The organism is Herbiconiux ginsengi, assembly GCF_900107435.1.
GTDB classification, from domain to species: domain Bacteria; phylum Actinomycetota; class Actinomycetes; order Actinomycetales; family Microbacteriaceae; genus Herbiconiux; species Herbiconiux ginsengi.
In genome coordinates this window covers 725943-742141 of record NZ_FNPZ01000001.1, presented here as the reverse complement: position 1 = coordinate 742141, position 16199 = coordinate 725943, and the positions used below count along the sequence as shown (strand labels likewise).

11 protein-coding genes are annotated in these 16199 nt (G+C 70.4%); 10 read left to right on the top strand and 1 reads right to left on the bottom strand.

The window, feature by feature from the left end; genetic code table 11:
• The first annotated feature begins 27 nt into the window (after window positions 1-27).
• Genes BLW00_RS03565 through BLW00_RS03520 form a run of 10 tightly spaced genes read left to right on the top strand, consistent with a single transcriptional unit; the run spans window position 28 to window position 15069 of the window.
• Complete coding sequence (locus BLW00_RS03565) at window positions 28-969, top strand: ABC transporter permease (protein WP_092549269.1); 942 nt, start codon at window positions 28-30, stop codon at window positions 967-969.
• The gene (locus BLW00_RS03560; RefSeq protein WP_092549266.1) at window positions 966-2798 is read left to right on the top strand and encodes a dipeptide/oligopeptide/nickel ABC transporter permease/ATP-binding protein; all 1833 of its coding nucleotides are present in this window, start codon (window positions 966-968) and stop codon (window positions 2796-2798) included. Before BLW00_RS03565 ends, BLW00_RS03560 begins: the two co-directional genes overlap by 4 nt.
• Window positions 2795-3655 (top strand): ATP-binding cassette domain-containing protein, encoded by an 861-nt coding sequence (locus tag BLW00_RS03555; RefSeq protein WP_092549263.1) that lies wholly within the window; start codon window positions 2795-2797, stop codon window positions 3653-3655. The genes BLW00_RS03560 and BLW00_RS03555 overlap by 4 nt, the downstream gene beginning before the upstream one ends.
• Before the next feature lie 52 nt (window positions 3656-3707).
• Window positions 3708-6173: a glycoside hydrolase family 3 protein gene (locus BLW00_RS03550; RefSeq protein WP_092549260.1), complete on the top strand. Its 2466-nt coding sequence runs from the start codon at window positions 3708-3710 to the stop codon at window positions 6171-6173.
• Complete coding sequence (locus BLW00_RS03545; RefSeq protein WP_092549257.1) at window positions 6170-7660, top strand: glycoside hydrolase family 43 protein; 1491 nt, start codon at window positions 6170-6172, stop codon at window positions 7658-7660. Before BLW00_RS03550 ends, BLW00_RS03545 begins: the two co-directional genes overlap by 4 nt.
• On the top strand, window positions 7657-10467 hold the full coding sequence (locus BLW00_RS03540; RefSeq protein WP_092549254.1) for an alpha-L-rhamnosidase: 2811 nt from the start codon (window positions 7657-7659) through the stop codon (window positions 10465-10467). Before BLW00_RS03545 ends, BLW00_RS03540 begins: the two co-directional genes overlap by 4 nt.
• Window positions 10460-12211, top strand: coding sequence for a DUF5605 domain-containing protein (locus BLW00_RS03535; protein ID WP_092549251.1), 1752 nt, complete (start codon window positions 10460-10462; stop codon window positions 12209-12211). Before BLW00_RS03540 ends, BLW00_RS03535 begins: the two co-directional genes overlap by 8 nt.
• Window positions 12208-12972, top strand: coding sequence for an SDR family NAD(P)-dependent oxidoreductase (locus tag BLW00_RS03530; protein WP_092549248.1), 765 nt, complete (start codon window positions 12208-12210; stop codon window positions 12970-12972). The genes BLW00_RS03535 and BLW00_RS03530 overlap by 4 nt, the downstream gene beginning before the upstream one ends.
• A 36-nt stretch (window positions 12973-13008) precedes the next feature.
• Window positions 13009-14592 (top strand): carboxylesterase/lipase family protein, encoded by a 1584-nt coding sequence (locus tag BLW00_RS03525; protein WP_092549246.1) that lies wholly within the window; start codon window positions 13009-13011, stop codon window positions 14590-14592.
• Window positions 14593-14619: 27 nt separating this feature from the next.
• Window positions 14620-15069 carry a VOC family protein gene (locus BLW00_RS03520; RefSeq protein WP_092549243.1) on the top strand — a complete coding sequence of 150 codons (450 nt, stop codon included), beginning with the start codon at window positions 14620-14622 and terminating at the stop codon, window positions 15067-15069.
• An 82-nt stretch (window positions 15070-15151) separates the two neighbouring features.
• Here the strand turns inward: BLW00_RS03520 and BLW00_RS03515 are convergent, their stop codons facing one another.
• Window positions 15152-16171 carry a LacI family DNA-binding transcriptional regulator gene (locus BLW00_RS03515; protein WP_175494113.1) on the bottom strand — a complete coding sequence of 340 codons (1020 nt, stop codon included), beginning with the start codon at window positions 16169-16171 and terminating at the stop codon, window positions 15152-15154.
• Window positions 16172-16199 lie beyond the last annotated feature (28 nt).

Below are 16199 nucleotides of genomic sequence, written 5' to 3'. Positions count from 1 at the left end.
CGCTTCCCCTGATCGATAGGACCGCCGTTGCTCCGCTTCACCGTCCGCCGCCTCGTGAGCGGTGTGATCCTCCTCTTCGTCATCTCGAGCGTGGCCTTCCTGCTCTTGAACCTCGGTGCCGGCGACGTCGGCCGGCGCATCCTCGGACCGGCGGCGACCGCCGACACCGTGGCCCTCAAGAACGAGCAGCTCGGTGTGAGCGAGCCGGTGATCGGCCGGTACTTCGACTGGCTCGGCCATGCCCTCACCGGTGACTTCGGCACATCGTGGTTCACCAGCCAGTCCGTGGAGCAGGCCATCTTCTCGCGCCTCGCAGTCACCCTGTCGATCGTGATCGGGGCGACGGTCGTCAGTGGTGTGATCGCCACCGTGCTCGGCGTCTGGGCCGCACGGCGCCGGGGCTGGGCCGACAAGCTCGTGCAGGTCATCGCCGTGCTCGGCTTCGCGATCCCGGGCTTCCTCATCGCGATCTTCCTCGTCAACGTCTTCGCGCTGAACCTGCATTGGTTCAAGCCCACCGGGTACGTACAGATGAGTGCCTCATTCACCGGATGGCTGAGCTCGGTCACCCTGCCGATCGCAGCGCTGTCGATCGGCGCCATCGCCGCCATCGTTCAGCAGGTGCGCGGATCGGTGATCGACGCCCAGCGGCAGGACTGGGTGCGCACACTGCGCAGCCGGGGGCTCTCGGAGAACCGGATCGTCTACAAGCACGTGCTGCGGAACGCCGGCGGCCCCGCACTCGCCGTACTGGCGGTGCAGTTCATCGGCCTGGTTGGCGGCGCGGTCATCGTGGAGCAGATCTTCGCGATCCCGGGCCTCGGCCAGATATCGGTGTCGGCAACCGCCCAGGGCGACGTGCCCCTGGTGATGGGCCTGGTGGTGGTGGTGGGTGCGCTCGTCGTGATCGTCAACCTTCTCATCGACCTGATCCAGGGCTTCCTGAACCCGAAGGTGCGTGTCTCATGACCGAATCGATCACCAACGTCATGCCGGACACGGCCACCGAGGAGCGGGCCGCCCGATCGCACCTGGCCCGCCGTCTCCTCCGCAACGGAGCCGCCCTCTTCGCCTTCATCGTGCTCGGGCTCATCGTGCTCGCGGCGATCCTGGCACCCCTCCTCACTCCGCAGGACCCGAACTTCGCGAACATCCAGAGCCTGCTCTCCGCCCCGAGTGCCGAGCACCCTCTCGGCACCGACGGCGCGGGCCGCGACGTTCTCGCCCGCCTGCTGTACGGCACGCGCTACAGCCTTGCCGCAGCCCTGCTCGGAACGGCGATCGCCGCCATCCTCGGCGTGGTCGGCGGTCTCATCGCCGGGTACTACGGCAGATGGTTCGCCTCCGTCTCCTCATGGGTGATCTCGCTGATCATGGCGCTGCCCGGCATCGTCGTGCTGCTCGCCGCCCGAGCCGTACTCGGCCCGTCGCTGTGGATGGCGATGGCCGTCTTCGGTGTGCTGCTCGCCCCGGCCTTCTTCCGTCTCGTCTACACCGCGGTCGTCAACGTGCGCGGCGAGTTGTTCGTCGACGCGGCCCGGGTGTCGGGCGTGGGCGACTTCAGCATCATCGGCCGTCACATCCTGTCGGTGGTGCGAGCCCCGATCATCATCCAGTTCGCCTTCGTCATGGGCATCGCCATCGCCATCCAGGCCGGCCTCGACTTCCTAGGCCTCGGCGACACCTCGGTGCCCACCTGGGGCAACATGCTGAACGACGCGTTCGCCCGGATGTACAAGAACCCGGTGCTCCTGGTCTGGCCGAGTGTCGCGATCGCCCTCACCTCGGTGGCCCTGGCGCTGTTCGCCAACGCGCTGCGCGACGAACTCGAGCGCAGCGGCCGGGTTCGGGTGCGCCGGCGTCGCGTGCGCGGCACCGCCCCGGCACCCGCCGTCGTGCTGCCGGCCGACGTGGTCGTGCACCCGGAGACGACGGCGGACTCCCGCGAGAAGCTGCTCGTGGTCGACTCGCTCGTGGTCGGCTACGACCAGCCCGACGGAAGCCTGAAGCAGGTCGTCAACGGGGTCTCGCTCACGGTGCGTCAGGGCGAGGTGCACGGACTGATCGGAGAATCCGGCTCGGGCAAGACCCAGACGGCCTGGTCGATCCTCCGCCTCCTCCCGGAGGGCGGTCGCATCGTCGGCGGCAGTGTGGTGTTCGGAGGGACCGACCTCGCCTCCCTGAGCGACACCGAGATGCGCAAGGTGCGTGGGCGCCGCATCTCCTACATCCCGCAGGAGCCGATGTCGAACCTCGATCCCTCGTTCACCATCGGCAGCCAGCTGGTCGAGCCGATGCGCATCGCGCTGGGGATCTCGTCGGCCGATGCCAAGAAGCGGGCCCTCGAGCTGCTGGCACGGGTGGGCATCCCGAACCCGGAGCGCACCTACGCGGCCTATCCGCATGAGGTGTCCGGGGGTATGGCGCAGCGTGTGCTGATCGCCGGGGCTGTCTCGTGCGAGCCCGACCTCGTGATCGCCGACGAGCCCACCACCGCCCTCGACGTGACCGTGCAGGCGGAGATCCTCGACCTGCTCCGTGGCCTCCAGAAGGAACTCGGGGTGAGCATCTTGATCGTCACCCACAACTTCGGCGTCGTCGCCGACCTGTGCGACCGTGTCTCCGTCATGCGCGACGGCCTGATCGTCGAGACCGGGCCGGTGCGGGCGATCTTCGCCGATCCGCAGCATCCGTACACCAAGTCCCTGTTCGACGCGATTCTCGAGGACGGCGCTGCGCGCGGCCACCTGGAGCACGCCGCCGACCGGCACGCCCCTGCAGGAGGTGCAGCGTCATGACCGAGCCGCTTCTCGTGGTCGAGGATCTCCACGTCGACTACCCCGTCAAGGGCTGGCGCCGAAAGCCGTTCAAGGCCCTTAACGGGGTGTCGCTCGACATCCTGCCCGGCGAGTGCGTCGGCCTGGTCGGCGAGTCCGGATCGGGTAAGACGACCCTGGGCCGCGCGGTGCTGGGCCTTGCCCCGGTGACCGGCGGGAGCATCCGGTTCAAGGGCGCCGAGATCGGGACCCTCTCGCGACGGGAACGCCGCCGCCTGTCGGAGGAGATCCAGGTCGTCTTCCAAGACCCGTACTCCTCGCTCAACCCCTCGCTCACGATCGAGCAGTCGCTCACCGAGCCCCTCCGGGTGAAGAAGGTGTCGGCTGCCGACGCCTCCCGGCGGGTGCGCACTCTGCTCGACCAGGTGGGGCTGCCCTCGAACGCCGCCGGCCGCCTGCCGCGGGAGTTCAGCGGCGGGCAGCGGCAGCGCATCGCGATCGCACGGGCGCTCGCGCTGTCGCCGCAGCTGATCGTCTGCGACGAGCCGGTCTCGGCGCTCGATCTCTCGACGCAGGCCCGGGTGCTCGACCTGTTCAAGGACATCCAGGAGGCCACCGGAGTCGCCTACTTGTTCGTCTCGCACGACCTCGCCGTGGTCAGGCATCTGAGTCACCGGGTGGCCGTCATGTACCACGGCGAGATCGTCGAATACGGGCCGGGCGACAAGGTGACCTCGGACCCCGAGCATCCCTACACGCAGAGGCTGCTGCTGGCCGCGCCGGTGCCCGACCCGGCTCTGCAGGAGCAGAGGCGTGCCGACCGCCGGCGCCTGCTCGACGCGCAGAACGAGATGGCGCTCCAGTCCGGCGCGCTCTGATCCCGCGACTTCACCACGACCGGCGGCATCGCGCCGCCAGGAAGAACCACGCATGACTGACATCACCACCGACAGCGAGCTCGAGCGCGAACTCGACGCCGCCATCGATCGCCTCACCCTCGAGGAGAAGGTCGCGCTCCTCACCGGGCGCGACTTCTGGAGCACCGTGCCGATCGAGAGCATCGGCTTGCGCAGCATGGTGCTCTCCGACGGGCCGTCGGGGGTGCGCGGACCGGAGTGGGACGAGCGGTCGCCCTCGCTCAACCTGCCGTCGGCCTCGGCTCTCTCGGCCGCCTTCGATCCGGCGATGGCGCACCGCTACGGCGCCGTCGCGGCGTGCGAGGCTCGTCGCAAGGGCGTCGACGTCGTGCTCGGCCCGACCGTGAACCTGCACCGCTCGCCGCTGGGCGGGCGTCATTTCGAGGCGTTCAGCGAAGATCCGGTGCTCACCGGCGAACTCGCTGCCTCGTACGTCAACGGACTGCAGGACAACGGGGTCGGCGCCACTCCCAAGCACTACATCGCCAACGATTCGGAGACCGACCGCTTCACCGTCGACGTGCGGGTGAGTGATCGCTCCCTTCGCGAGCTCTACCTGCTCGCCTTCGAGAAGGCGGTCGTGGAGTCGCGGGCCTGGCTCGTGATGAGCGCCTACAACTCCATCAACGGTGTCACCGCGACCGAGAGCGAACTCCTGGAGACGCCTCTCAATTCGGAGTGGGGGTTCGACGGCGTCGTGGTCAGCGACTGGACGGCCGTGCGGTCGCTGGCATCGGCCGGAGCGGACCAGGACCTGGTGATGCCCGGACCGGACGGCCCGTGGGGCGACGCGCTCGTCGCCGCTGTCGAGCGCGGCGAGATCGCGCAGGGGGTTGTCGACCGCAAGGTGCGCCGGATACTCCGCCTCGCCCAGCGGGTCGGAGCACTCGGCACGCACGGCCCGACGCCGCTCGTGCACGTCGAAGACGGCCTCCGGTTCGCTCGCGAGGCGGCAGCGGAAGGCGCCGTGCTCCTGGAGAACCGCGGGGAGCTGCCCTGGACCGCCGCGGAGCTGCGCCGGGTCGCGGTGCTCGGCAACAACGCCGACGTGGTGCGAACCCAGGGCGGCGGGAGCGCGACGGTGCTGCCCGAACACACGATCTCGCCGCTGGAAGGTCTTCGTGCCGCGCTGCCCGGTGCCGACGTCGTGTACTCCGTCGGTGCGATCAACCAGGTCGGCCTCGCCGGCATCCCGCGAGAGCGGATGACGAACCCCGTGACGGGCGCTCCGGGTGCCCGGGTGAGCTTCCGAGACGGCGACGGCGAGGAGATCTTCCACGAAGACCGGCTGGCCACCGAGCTCGTGTGGTTCGGCGGAACCGCCCCGATCGCGCGGGCACGGGAGGTCGAGGTGGCGTTCCGCTACCTGCCTGCCCAGAGCGAACGCGTCGACATCGGCTTCGCGGCCACCGGTCACGGAAGGTTCTGGATCGGCGGAGAACTCGTGATCGACGAGGTGGTCGTGCCCGAAGGCGAAGACCTCGGCGCGGCATTCCTCTCGCCGGCGAACCGGGTGGTGTCCGCCGACTTCGTCGCCGGCCAGCCGGTCGACATCCGCTTCGTCTACGAGTCGCCGGCTCGAGACGACGCCCTGGCAGGGGCGCTCTCACTGAACGTCGGCACACGCCCGACGGTCGTCGACGACGATCTGCTCATCGCCGAAGCAGCAGAGACGGCCCGCGCCGCCGACGTCGCACTCGTGGTGGTGGGCACCAACGCCCGTGTCGAGTCGGAGGGCTTCGACCGCGTCGATCTCGCACTGCCCGGGCGGCAGGACGACCTGGTGCGTGCGGTCGCCGCGGCCAACCCGCGCACCGTCGTGCTCGTGAACGCCGGTTCACCCGTGCTCATGCCCTGGCGCGACGAGGTCGCCGCCGTTCTCGTCGGCTGGTTCGGCGGTCAGGAGTTCGGTCATGCGGTCGCGGATGTGCTGCTCGGCGTCTCGGAGCCCGGCGGACGCCTGCCCACCACCTGGCCCGCCGAACAGGCCGATGTGCCGGTTCTCGACACGCTCCCCGTCGACGGCGCGCTCGTCTACGACGAGGGTGTCCACGTGGGCTACCGCGCCTGGCTCCGCTCCGGTGCGGCACCCGCGTACTGGTTCGGGCACGGTCTGGGCTATGCGCCGGTCGACCTCGTCGGGGTCACGGCGCCGGCCTCGGCGATCGCCGGCGAGACCGTCGTCGTGACCGTCGAGGTCGTCAACCGCGGGGAGCGCGACGGGAAACAGGTCGTTCTCGTCTTCGCCGAGCGGCCCGACTCGAGCGTGGAGCGCGCTGTGCGCTGGCTGGTGGGCTTCGCGCCCGTGCGCGTCGCCGCCGGCGGGACGGCGTCGGTCGACGTCTCCGTGCCCACACGCCTGCTCGCGCACTGGAACGACGGCTGGCAGTACGAACCCGGTTCGTACGCCTTGCGGATCGGCACCTCCGCAGTCGAGCTGCCGCTCGCATCCGCTCTCGAGCTGGAGGTCGAGGTATGACGCTCCCCAACCCGCTGCTTCCGGGTTTCAACCCCGATCCGAGCGTCGTGCGGGTGGGTGACGACTTCTATCTCGCCACCAGCACCTTCGAATACCTTCCCGGCGTTCCGATCTACCACTCCCGCGACTTCGTGACGTGGACCCAGGTGGGCGCCGTCGCCACCCGGGTCGGGCAGCTGGCTGTCGAGGACACCCCCACGGCCGGCGGGGCGTGGGCGCCGACCATCCGCTACCGTGACGGGCTGTTCCATCTCGTCATCACGGATGCGTTCGGCCGCGGCACCCTGCACTTCACCGCGGAGCGGGCGGAGGGCCCGTGGAGCGACGGCATGGTGTTCGACGGCATCGACGGGATCGACCCCGATCTGGTCTGGGACGACGAAGGCAACGCCTACCTGACCTTCTCGGGCCTCCGCGTGAATCCGGCCCTGCCGACCTTCATGCAGCACCGTGGGCTCCTGCAGGCGAAGGTCGACCTCGTCGAGGCCCGGGCTCTCGAGACGCCGCGCAGCATCTGGTCGGGTGTCGGCGGACAGTTCCCCGAGGCTCCGCATCTCTACCACATCGGCGACTGGTGGTATCTCGTGATCGCCGAAGGCGGCACGGAACGCGGGCACGGGGTGAGCGTCGCGCGGGCGCACAGTCCTGAGGGTCCCTTCGAGGCGGCGGCCGGAAATCCTCTTCTCACCGCTCGCGGAACAGACCGTCCCATCCAGAACACCGGTCACGGCGATCTGGTGCTCGGCCCCGACGGCGAATGGCTCCTCGTGCTGCTGGGGGTGCGCCCGCGCAGCATGACCCGGGCGTTCTCGGCGCTCGGCCGGGAGACGTTCGTGACGACGGTCGAGTGGGCCGACGGCTGGCCGTCGTTCGAGCCCGTCCAGCTCACGCCGCGCGAGGGGGTCGTCTCGTTCCGCGACGACTTCGACGCGCCGGAGCTCGATCCCGCCTGGATGGCGGTACGCCGCACCCCGGAGTCGACGTGCGCGCTCTCCGGCGGATCGCTGGTCGTGCGGGCCGACGGCAGCACCCTGAGCGATCTGGTGCCGGCCTTCGTCGGCCGCCGACAGCTCCACCAGACCGCGAGCGTGCGCGCCCGGGTCGACGTCTCCGCAGGCGCGGGCGGACTCGCGGTGCGTTACGACGAGAGATTCCACTACTCGATCGTCGCCGGGGCGGGGCAGATCGTCGCCCGCGGTGCGATCCCCTCTTTCGAACGGGTGGTCGGGCTGCCGTACGAGGAGGCGATCGTCGAACTGGAGATCCGGAGCCGCCGTCCCGACGGCGAGGCGTTCGAGGCTCGTACGTCCGACGTCATCGAGCTCGCCGCCGTGGTCGACGGGCGCCGCACGGTGCTGCTCGAGCTCGATGGTCGCTACCTCTCCTCGGAGACCGCGGAGTCGTTCACCGGGCGGGTGGTCGGCCTGGTGGCCCTCGAGGGCTCCATCGCGGTGGAGTGGTTCGATTACGAAGGGACGGATGCGTGAGCGCCGTCGTCGAGAGGCTGCGGGCCGAGCTCCGTGACGACAGCGCCGGTGTCGCCACGCCGGCTCCCCGCCTGACCTGGACCGTCGCGAGCGACGAACCCGGCTGGGTGCAGGCATCCGCGGAGCTGCGCAGCAACGATCGCACCGTTCTGCTCGACGGCTCCGACAGTGTGCTCGTGGCGTGGCCCTTCGCCCCTCTCGAGGCGGGGGCGTCCTGTGAGGTCGCCGTGCGGCTTACCGCCGAAAATGGCCAGCGCACCGGATGGAGCGCCCCGCTCCGCATCGACGCGGCGTTCACGGATGCCTGGCAGGGCGTGCTCATCGGCCTCGCCCAGCCCGATCGCGCGGCCCAGCCCGCGCTGCTGCGCCGGGAGTTCCCGGTCGGCGCAGGACTGCGCCGAGCCCGGCTGTTCTTCACCGCCCTCGGCGCCGCGGAGGTCGAGCTGAACGGCGAGCCCGTCGACGCCGGCGTCCTCGCCCCCGGCTGGACGAGCTACCGTGACCGTGTGGTGCACGAGACGATCGACGTGACGGATTCGCTCCACGAGGGCGACAACACGATCGGAGTGCGGCTGGCCGGCGCCTGGTACACGGAGAAGTACGGCTTCCACGGGTTCGCGGAGCGCGTCTACGGGGATCAGCCCAGCTTCTCGGGTCATCTCGAGCTCGAGTTCGCCGACGGATCGACCCGGATCGTCGCGACCGGTCAGGAGTGGCGCGCCTCCGGCACCGGCCCGGTCACCGACAGCGGGATCTATGCGGGGGAGCATCACGACCTGCGGCTCGACCGGCCGGGCTGGTCGCGCACCGGCTTCGACGACACCGGCTGGAGCGCCGTACGAGTGGTCGATACCGAGCTGCCTCGCCCGGAGGCGCGGATCGCTCCGCCCGTGCACCGCACCGGCGAGCTGCCGGTCGTCGATCTCACCGTGTCGCCGTCCGGGCGCACGATCCTCGATTTCGGTCAGAACCTCGTGGGCCGCCTGCGAGTGACCGTCGACGGGCCGGCCGGCACCCGGATCGTGCTGCGGCACGCCGAGGTGCTCGAGCAGGGTGAGCTGGCCGTCGGGCCGCTCCGCGCGGCCGAGGCCACCGACAGCGTCATCCTCGATGGCAGCGGGCCCGTCACCTGGGAGCCGGTCTTCACCTTCCACGGCTTCCGGTACGCCTCGGTCGAAGGTTGGCCGGGAGAGGTCGACCCGGCGGCGGTGACCGCCGTGGTGCTGAACACCGACCTGACGCGCACCGGCTGGTTCGCGTCATCCGACCCTCTGCTCGACCGGTTCCACGAGAACGTCGTGTGGGGAATGCGCGGCAACTTTCTCAGCATCCCCACCGATTGTCCCCAGCGCGACGAGCGGCTGGGCTGGACCGGAGACATCCAGGTCTTCGCGCCGACCGCGAGCTTCCTGTTCGACTGCGAGGGGTTCCTCGCCTCGTGGCTCCGCGACCTCGCTCAGGAGCAGCGCCGCCGCCACGGGGTCGTTCCGGTGGTCGTCCCCGCGGTGCTGGCTGGGCCCTTCATCGGTACGATCGCCGGCTGGGGCGACGCGGCCACGGTCGTCCCCTGGGTGCTCCACCAGCGCTTCGGCGATCTCGGGGTGCTCCGTGAGCAATACTCCAGCATGCGCGACTGGGTTGATGCGGTGCTCGCCGAGACCGGCGACTCCGGACTCTGGGCGGGGACCTTCCAGCTCGGTGACTGGCTCGACCCCTCGGCGCCCCCCGATCGCCCCGACAAGGCGCGGGCGGATGCCGACATCGTCGCCACGGCCTACCTGGCGCGGTCGCTGCAGATCGTCGCCGACTCCGCAGCGCTGCTCGGCGAGACGGCGGACGCCGAGCGTTACGCGGCAGCCGCCGAACGCACCCGCGCCGCCTTCCGGAGCGAGTATGTGACACCGGCCGGCCGGATGCTCTCCGATGCGCCCACCGCCTACGCCCTCGCCCTCGAATTCGGACTGGTGACGGATGCGGCGGTGCGTGAGAGACTGGCCACGCGCCTGGCCGTGCTGGTGCGCCGGGACGGTTACCGCATCGGAACCGGCTTCCTCGGAACCCCGCTCGTCACGGATGCGCTCGCCGGCGGAGGCCACCTGGCCGCGGCCGGCCGTCTCTTGCTGCAGACCGAGAACCCCTCGTGGCTGTACCCGGTCACGATGGGTGCGACCACGGTCTGGGAGCGGTGGGATTCGCTGCTCGAAGACGGCACCGTGAACCCCGGTGAGATGACCTCGTTCAACCACTACGCGCTCGGCGCCGTGGCCGACTGGATGCATCGCACGGTCGCCGGCCTCGGTCCCGAGGAGCCGGGCTACCGCCGGCTGCGGATCGCGCCCCGCCCGTTGAGCCAGCTCGACTTCGCGGAGGCCCGGCACCGCACGCCCTACGGCGAGGCTTCGGTGTCGTGGACGCGCACAGGCGATCGCATCACCGTCACCGCCGTCGTTCCCGCCAACACCTCGGCGGTCGTCGCTCTTCCGGGGCGGGACGAATTCGTCGTGACCGCGGGACGGCACGAGTTCGTGTTCGACGACACGGCCGGCCAGGCGCGCCTTGCGCGACCGTCGCTCTCGCTCGAGTCGTCCACGGCGGAGATCATCGACGACCCGGCCGCGTATCGCGCCACCCTGGCGGCAATCGCCTCCGTCGACCCGGGCCTCGCCGACGGCTTCCGCCGGCAGACCGAATGGGTGCAGGGCCGCACTCTCCGGCAGTCGATCCTGTTCGCGCCGGCGGAGGTCTACTCCGCCGTCGGCGACGCGCTCGCCGCCCTCACCTCCACCGATAGGAGCACGGATGTTTGACCGGGGTTCGGAACTGGGCGCTGCCCTCGCGAGCGCGGAGGCGCGAGCGGTGCTGGAACGCCACCTCCCGGGGCTCGTGAACTCGCCCATGCTGGGCCAGCTGATGGGCGTCCGTCTGGGCCAGGTGGTCATGATCAACCCGGCGACCCGCGACGACGAGCAGCTGCTCGCCGCCCTCTGGTCGGACCTCGCTGCGGTCGTCGACGGCACGGTGGCCCGCGAGTACCCCTCGGCGATCGTGCCGGATGCCGCCTACGAGGGCGACGAGGTGGCGCGTGGTTCGGCAGCCGTCGTGCTCCCTGGCCCGACTCCGCGCTGGGCCACGGCCGAGGTCGTGATCCACGGACCCGCTCACGGGAACCCCTTCGTGGACGTCGAACTCACGGCCGTGTTCCGGCACGGCGATCGGGCGCTCGAGGTGGGCGGGTTCTATGACGGAGACGGCCGCTACCTCCTGCGCCTGCTGGCAGAGGAGGAGGGCGAGTGGTCGTTCGAGACCCGGTCGACCGCCCGGTCGCTCGACGGCATCGGCGGAACGCTGACGATCGTGGCGCCCGAACCGGGCGAGCACGGGCCGGTGCGAGCCGACGGATTCCACTTCGTGCACGCCGACGGCACCCGTCACCGCCCACTGGGTACGACCGCGTACGCCTGGACGAACCAGGAGCGCCGGCTCGAGGAGGAGACGCTCGCGACGCTGGAGGCCGCCCCGTTCACGAAGATGCGGATGTGCGTCTTCCCGAAGTCGTACCTCTATAACGCGAACGAGCCGGAGATCTATGCGTTCGAGGGCTCGCCCGAGGAGGGGTGGGACTTCACCCGCTTCGACGTGCGGTTCTTCCAGCACCTGGAGCAGCGCATCGCCGACCTCGGGCGACTCGGCATCCAGGCCGACCTCATCCTCTTCCACCCCTACGACCGATGGGGCTTCGCCGACATGGGGCCGGCCGTCGACGACCGCTACCTCTCCTACATCGTGCGCCGCCTCGCCGCCTCCGCGAACGTGTGGTGGTCGATGGCGAACGAATACGACCTGCTCTGGGCGAAGACCGTCGACGACTGGGAGCGCCTCGCCGCGGTCGTCGGAGCGAACGACCCGCACGGGCACCTGAACTCCATCCACAACTGCCTCGCCTTCTACGACTACTCCAAGCCGTGGATCACCCACTGCAGCACCCAGCGTCTCGACGTCTACCGCACGGCCGAGAACACGGACGCCTGGCGGGAACGGTGGGGAAAGCCGATCGTCATCGACGAGTGCGCCTACGAAGGCGACATCGATCAGGGCTGGGGAAACGTGACGGGCGAGGAGCTGACCCGGCGGTTCTGGGAGGGCGCGGTGCGTGGCGGCTACGTCGGCCACGGCGAGACCTACCTCAACGAGGCCGAGGAACTCTGGTGGTCGAAGGGTGGCCGGCTCATCGGATCGAGCCCGGAGCGCATCCGCTTCCTCGAGGAGGTGCTCGCCGCCTCGCCGACGGGAGTCCTCGATCCGCTGCCGTCGGAGTGGGACGTTCCGTGGGGCGGTGTCGCCGGGAAGTACCTCATCGGGTACTTCGGATTCAACAGACCGAGTTTCCGCAACGTCGTCATGCCGGAAGGACGGTTCCATGTCGACATCGTCGACACCTGGAACATGACGATCGATCGGATGCCCGGCACGCATACCGGCGTCGTCCGGGTTCCGTTGCCGGCACGCCAGTACATGGCGGTACGACTTGTCGCAGTGGAGGAGAGCGCATGACCCCGCGCCAGCGCCTGGAAGGCAAGACGGCTCTCGTGACGGGGGCGGCGACCGGAATCGGCCGGGCCATCGCCGACCGGTACGTGGCGGAAGGCGCGCGGGTCGTCTATGCCGACCGCGACGCGGATGGTGCGGCAGCCGCTGTCGCTGCGATCGGGGCGTCAGCGAGGGCGGTGACGATGGACATCTCGCTCGAAGCGAGCGTGGCCGCCGCCTTCGCGGAGCTCGCGGAAGCAGGGTGGACGCCCGGCGTGGTGGTAGCCAACGCGGGTGTACAGCTCTTCGGCCACGACGCCGAGATCGCCGACCTCGACCTCGAGGTCTGGCAGCGCACGATCGACGTCAATCTCACCGGCACCTTCCTGACCGTGAAGCATGCCGTGCGAGGAATGCTCCAGATCGGGGGTGGATCGATCATCCTCACCGGATCTCCCACCGCGGTGCGGGGAGAAGGCTCTGATTTCACGGCGTACAGCGCCTCGAAAGCGGGGATACACGGGTTGGGCCGTACCGTGGCCGCGGCATATGCCCGTCGAGGCATCCGAGTCAATACCGTCGGCCCGGCCTACACCGAGACAGGTCTCGTGTCGGCGATCGTCGATGACCCGGAGGCGCGCGCGGCGATCATCGGGCGCATCCCGATGGGCCGTGCCGGTTCCCCCGCCGATCTCGAGGGCATCATGGTATTCCTCGCCAGCGAGGAGTCGGCATTCGCCACCGGCGCCGTGTTCGCGGTCGACGGAGGAATGACGACCTTGTGACGGATGTCCTCGGCCGAGGGTACTAGCATCTGGCGTATGACGCTCGTGGGGCAGGAGTCGCTGATCCGGCAGACGGCGGTCGGAGCGGTGCGCGGCCGCCGCGAGGGCGGCGTGCTCAGCTGGAAGGGCATCCCGTTCGCGGCGGCGCCCGTGGGTGACCGGCGTTTCCGGCGGCCGATCGCGCCCCCACCCTGGCACGAACTCCGCGATGCCACGCGCTACGGGCCGATGGCGCCGCAGAAGGTGCTGCGGTCGATGGAGGTCGATCCGAGCATCCCGATCAGCGAAGACTGCCTGAGCCTCAACGTCTGGGCGCCCCGGGGCGCGCGGCCGGGGTCTGCTCGCGACGGCGGCGGCAAGCCCGTGATGGTCTGGATTCACGGCGGCGGCTACTTCCAGGGCTCCACCGGGCAGCGCTATTACGACGCCCGGCACCTCGCCGAGAACGGCGACGTCGTGGTGGTGACCGTGAACTACCGCCTCGGCGTGCTCGGCTTCGTCGACTTCTCGAACCTCTCGGCCTCGGCCGGCGGCTCGAGCTTCGGCCACGGCTTCGACTCCAACGTGGGGCTGCGCGACCAGATCTTCGCCCTCGAGTGGGTGCGCGAGAACATCGCAGCGTTCGGCGGCGACCCCGGCAACGTGACCCTGTTCGGCGAGTCGGCGGGTGGCGCATCCGTCATCGCGCTGATGGCCTCGCCGCTCGCGACCGGGCTGTTCCATCGGGCCATCGCCCAGAGCGCACCGGTCACCTCGGTCTACGGACAGCCGCGCGCGGCATCCGTCGCCCGCCGATTTCTCGAGATCGTGGGCATCGAACCCGAGCACGCGCAGCGACTGCGCGACCTCGATCCGCTCGACCTGGTCGAGGCGGGCGCCGAGCTCGTCCATGAGGTCTCGGGTGGGGTGCCCGGAACGCTCGCGATGGCCCCGGTGCACGGCGACGACGTGCTGCCGGATGCGCCGCTCGCCGTCTTCAGCGAGGGCCGCGCCCCGCGCATCCCGCTCATCATCGGCACGAACCACGACGAGTCGTCGTTCTTCAAGCTGATGCGCTCGCCGCTGCTGCCGATCACCACGGCGTCGGTGGAACGGATGTTCGTCGAGATCGCCGCCGACCGCCCCGAATTCGAGGGTGCGGGCGCGCGCATCACGGGCGCGTACCCGGCCTACCCCCGTCGCCGCACCCCCGCCGAGGTCTCGCGCGATGCGGGGTTCCGAATGCCGTCGATCTGGCTCGCCGAGGCGCACAGCCGATTCGCCCCCACCTGGATGTACCGCTTCGACCACGCCACGCCTCTGCTGCGGGTGACGGGCATCGGAGCCACGCACGCCGCCGAGCTCGCCTACGTGTTCGGCTCGTTCGCGCCGCGCGGCAAGGAGATCGTGTTCGGGCTGGGCGGCCGCCCTGAGGCGCTGCGGGTGTCGAAGCGGATGCAGGCGCGCTGGCTGGCCTTCGCCAACGGCTGGGCACCCGACGTCGAGTCGGCCCCGGAGTGGCCCCGCTACGATGAGGGCGAGCGGCGAACGCTCATCATCGATCGCGACGACGCCGTGGTCGACGACCCCGACGCCGAGATCCGCGAGGCCTGGGGGCCCGAGGTGCTGTCGTTCCGCTGAGACGCGCGTTCGCGTAGTGTCGCGGGCATGAACGGCGAGACGAATCCGGTCGTGCACTTCGAGATCATCGGTGCGGATGCGCCGGCCCTGCGCGAGTTCTACGGCGCGCTGTTCGGCTGGCGGTTCGACACCGCGTCGCCCGTGGCGCCCGAGATCTCCGATGCGGGGCAGTACGGTTTCATCGACCCGCCCACCGCCCCGGTCGCGAGCAGCGACGACGACGGCGGAGAGGCGGGCGACGACACGGATACGCCGCGGCCGACGGGCATCCCCGGTGGCGTCGGCGGCGGGCCGGGCCGGGCGCCGCACGCGCTCTTCTACGTGGGAGTGCCCGACGTCGAGGCCGCCCTCCGGGAGGCCGAGCGCCTCGGCGGCACCCGCGTTCTGGGCCCGGCGGCGAACCCGAACGGCATGCTCGTGGTCGGCCAGTTCACCGATCCCGAGGGCACCCTCGTCGGTGTCGCGGGCCCAGCCTGAACCCGCGCCGCCGCACTCATCCGCACGTTTCGGCGTTGTCTTCTCGTCGTATTCCGCGAATACGTGCGGATGAGCCGCGCTGCTAACTCGTCTCGCCGCGCACGACCTGCACCAGCGCGGCCAGGTCGGCCTGGAGCAGCGACGGCGCGGGCTCGCCACGGCCCCCACGGGGCTCGGCGAGTTCGCGCATCATCGTGTCCATCAGCGCCGGCTGGTCGATGGAGACCGTGCTGAGCCGGGGCGAGATGAGCTGCCCCACGTCGGTGCGGTCGACGCCCACGAGGGCGAGCTGCTGCGGCACGGCCAGACCGATCGTGCGGGCTGCCGACAGGAGAGCAATCGCGACGTCGTCGTTGTAGCAGCAGACCCCGAGGGGCGAGTCGTCGACGACGAGGGGCTCCAGCACGGCGAGGGCGCCGCGCGCTTCGAGCGGCACGCGCACCGAGAGGGGCGTCGGCAGCCCTCGAGCGGATGCCTCCCGCGTGATCCCCTCGAACCGCGGCGGCCCGAAGGGGTCGAGCCGTCCGTCTTCGAGTGCCGCGTAGACCAGTCGGCGCACGCCCGTGCGGAGGAGTTCGGCCACTTGCAGCCGGCCGATCAGGATGTCGACCGGGTCGAGGTCCTCGCCCGGGTTCAGTGGCGTGCGGTTCGGCACGACTCTCGTGCCGGCGGCGGTGAGCCGGGCGCGCTGTGCTTGCGTGAACACACCCATGTCGACGACCGCGGCGGGGCGAAGGTCGAGCATCGACAGCAGGGTCCCCTCGTCATCGGGTGCCGCGAAGCGCACGACCACGCTCATCCCGGCCGTGGCCGAGGCGTTCGTGACGCGATCGACCGAGTCTTGCAGATGCGGCCCGTAGGTGGCGTTCGGCACCACGACCACGACGATGTCGCTGAGCCCCGTGACCAGAGCGCGGCCGGCGCGGGAGGGGCGGTAGTCGAGCGCGGCGGCGGCGGCCATCACTTTGTCGCGCGTCGCGGCGGGAAAACGGGCGTCTTCCCCGTTGAGGATCTGGCTGACCGTCGAGCGCGAGAATCCAGCCTTCCGGGCCACGTCGGCGCTCGTCGCGCGGCGGGGGGACGGCTGGATCTCGGTGGTCACGCATCCAGTCTGGCACAGTCGTGTTGAC

Excerpts from the sequence above, each read along its gene's own strand:
- BLW00_RS03560 (WP_092549266.1), top strand. The coding sequence starts at position 966 with ATGACCGAATCGATCACCAACGTCATGCCGGACACGGCCACCGAGGAG.
- BLW00_RS03555 (WP_092549263.1), top strand. The coding sequence starts at position 2,795 with ATGACCGAGCCGCTTCTCGTGGTCGAGGATCTCCACGTCGACTACCCC.
- BLW00_RS03550 (WP_092549260.1), top strand. The coding sequence starts at position 3,708 with ATGACTGACATCACCACCGACAGCGAGCTCGAGCGCGAACTCGACGCC.
- BLW00_RS03545 (WP_092549257.1), top strand. The coding sequence starts at position 6,170 with ATGACGCTCCCCAACCCGCTGCTTCCGGGTTTCAACCCCGATCCGAGC.
- BLW00_RS03535 (WP_092549251.1), top strand. The coding sequence starts at position 10,460 with ATGTTTGACCGGGGTTCGGAACTGGGCGCTGCCCTCGCGAGCGCGGAG.
- BLW00_RS03530 (WP_092549248.1), top strand. The coding sequence starts at position 12,208 with ATGACCCCGCGCCAGCGCCTGGAAGGCAAGACGGCTCTCGTGACGGGG.
- BLW00_RS03525 (WP_092549246.1), top strand. The coding sequence starts at position 13,009 with ATGACGCTCGTGGGGCAGGAGTCGCTGATCCGGCAGACGGCGGTCGGA.
- BLW00_RS03520 (WP_092549243.1), top strand. The coding sequence starts at position 14,620 with ATGAACGGCGAGACGAATCCGGTCGTGCACTTCGAGATCATCGGTGCG.